2 protein-coding genes are annotated in these 1,950 nt (G+C 72.3%); both read right to left on the bottom strand.

The window, feature by feature from the left end; translation table 11 throughout:
• Positions 1–616: HAD family hydrolase (locus tag D471_RS0106055; protein WP_017597799.1), on the bottom strand; the 616-nt coding region annotated here is incomplete at its 3' end.
• A 48-nt stretch (positions 617–664) separates the two neighbouring features.
• Complete coding sequence (locus D471_RS0106050; RefSeq protein WP_017597798.1) at positions 665–1,750, bottom strand: ScbA/BarX family gamma-butyrolactone biosynthesis protein; 1,086 nt, start codon at positions 1,748–1,750, stop codon at positions 665–667.
• Positions 1,751–1,950: the final 200 nt, after the last annotated feature.

The raw sequence follows: 1,950 nt of genomic DNA, 5'->3' as shown, positions 1-1,950 counted from the left end.
CCCCCCCAGCCGACAGCAGCGGCAGGTCGCTGGAGTGGTCGCCGTAGGCGGTGCAGTCGGCGGGGCGGACCCCGCGTACGGCGGCGGCCGCCCGGGCCGCCGTCCCCTTGGTGGCGCCGATCATCGGCACCAGGACCTCACCGGTGAGCTGGGATCCGCGCAGGGCGGGTCGGGTGCCGAGGGCCCAGTGCGCCCCGACGGTCTCGCGGATCGGCTCCAGGCAGGCGAAGAAGGACCCCGACAGCAGGACGACCAGATCGCCCGCGGCACGGTGTCGGCGCAGTCGCTCCACCACCGGGTAGTGCCAGAAACCCGGTTCGAGGGACCTGGCGGCGAACCACTCCCGGCCCATCGCCCGCAGGCGGTGGGCGGACTCGCCCCTCATCAGCCGGTAGTAGCGGCGGTTGACGTCCTGGCGGGGCGCCCCCTGCGCCGCCGCCTCACGCAGCTCGGCCACGACCCGTTCGTAGGCGCCGGGCGGGCGGGCGCTGTTGTGGAAGTAGAACTCCAGGAACGAGAACATGCTCTTGGGGGAGATGAGTGTCTCGTCCACGTCGAAGAAGGCGATGCTCGGTGTCCGTGCCCCCGTACCGGGCGCTCCGCCGCTGGCGGCCATGTGCGTCTCTCCTGCCTGTGGAAGTGGCGTTCGTACCGTCGGTCCGGGTCAGGAGGGCAGTCGGACGAGTCCGATGTCCAGCCGGCAGATCGACTCGTCCCGCTGACGGACGTCCACCTCGACGGGGATCGGGCCGGTGGCGGAGTCGGAGGTGGTCGGGTACTCCACCGTCCCGCCCTGGGTGTAGTAGACGTCCGTGCCGGCCTCCTCCGCCGGTACGACGCGGGCGAGGAGGTCGGTGCGGGGTTCCAACTCTCCGAAACTGCTGAAGGACGCGATGATCTCGGCGGGGTAGGTCTTGGCCGGTGAGGCTCCCCTGGTCTCGAGGAGTGCGTTGAGGGCCAGCTGGCGCCCGGCCTCGGCCAGGACCATGCCCGGGAGGTGGTCCTGGGCGTGGTCGAACATGCTCGGGTGCTGCGGCAGTACCCGCAGGGAGGCGGAGGTGACGTCCACGTCCGTGCCGAGTCCGGCCAGCACCACGTTGTCGCTGTTGCCCCGTCCCACCAGGTAGGGGGCGGGCGCCTCTCCGGCGACGGCGAACTCGAAGGTCGCGGTGGAGGGCACCGGGGCGCCCGACCGGTTGCTCAGCCGCAGTTTGCCGTAGCTCTCGGGGGACTTGAAGCGCAGGCCCACGACGGCGCTGCCGACCTCGGCCCCGTCGACGAAGAGGCGGAAGCGGCAGTCGTATCCGACCACGCGCCCCTCCTTGACCCGCTTGTCCTCGACCGAGCAGAGCATCTTGAGCGCGCAGGGCAGGGGCCCCACGACCATCCGGTCCGGCCGGGTGATGCTGACGCCCAGGGTGGTGAGGACGAACTTGTGGTCGAACGGCACCCCGTAGTGGGAGTGGGCGATGGCCAGGCCCACCTGTCGGCACGCTTCGAGCAGCAGCACCGGGTCGTGGAGGCGGGGGCTCAGCAGGTGGTCACCGAAGTAGGCGTGCGACCGGGGGAGCTGGGCCGCCGCCGCGTGGGCGTCGCCGCCCAGGGACTGGGTGTCGGTGACGAAGACCTCCGCGAGGGACTCCCGGTGGACGAAGGCGCGGTCGAGGGTGCGTGCGTAGTCCAGGCGCGGGTCGTCGGCTCGGTCGACCGAGGTGTCGACGTCGAGGAGGCGCTGCGTAGGCATCTGCATGGTGTGTCTCACATTCCTCTTGCTCGTGGACCTGGGAGGCGGGGAGGCCGCTGGGGCGGAGCGGCCTCCCCTGGAGCGTGGAGCAGTGGACGGGGCAGGGTCGTGCGCGGCGTCCCACCGGGGGTTCGCCCCCGGCCGCCGTCGGACGGGCGGTCCGATCCCCGGTGCCGCTGAGGGTGCCCGCCCGCCGCGGAGCCGCC

Origin of the sequence: Nocardiopsis lucentensis DSM 44048 (assembly GCF_000341125.1) — a bacterium.
GTDB classification, from domain to species: domain Bacteria; phylum Actinomycetota; class Actinomycetes; order Streptosporangiales; family Streptosporangiaceae; genus Nocardiopsis; species Nocardiopsis lucentensis.
The sequence above is the reverse complement of the archived record's forward strand: the minus strand, read 5'-3'. Positions and strand labels throughout refer to the sequence as shown.

Bases quoted from the DNA above. Each gene is read 5' to 3' on its own strand.
- D471_RS0106050 (WP_017597798.1), bottom strand. From the start codon at position 1,750: ATGCAGATGCCTACGCAGCGCCTCCTCGACGTCGACACCTCGGTCGAC.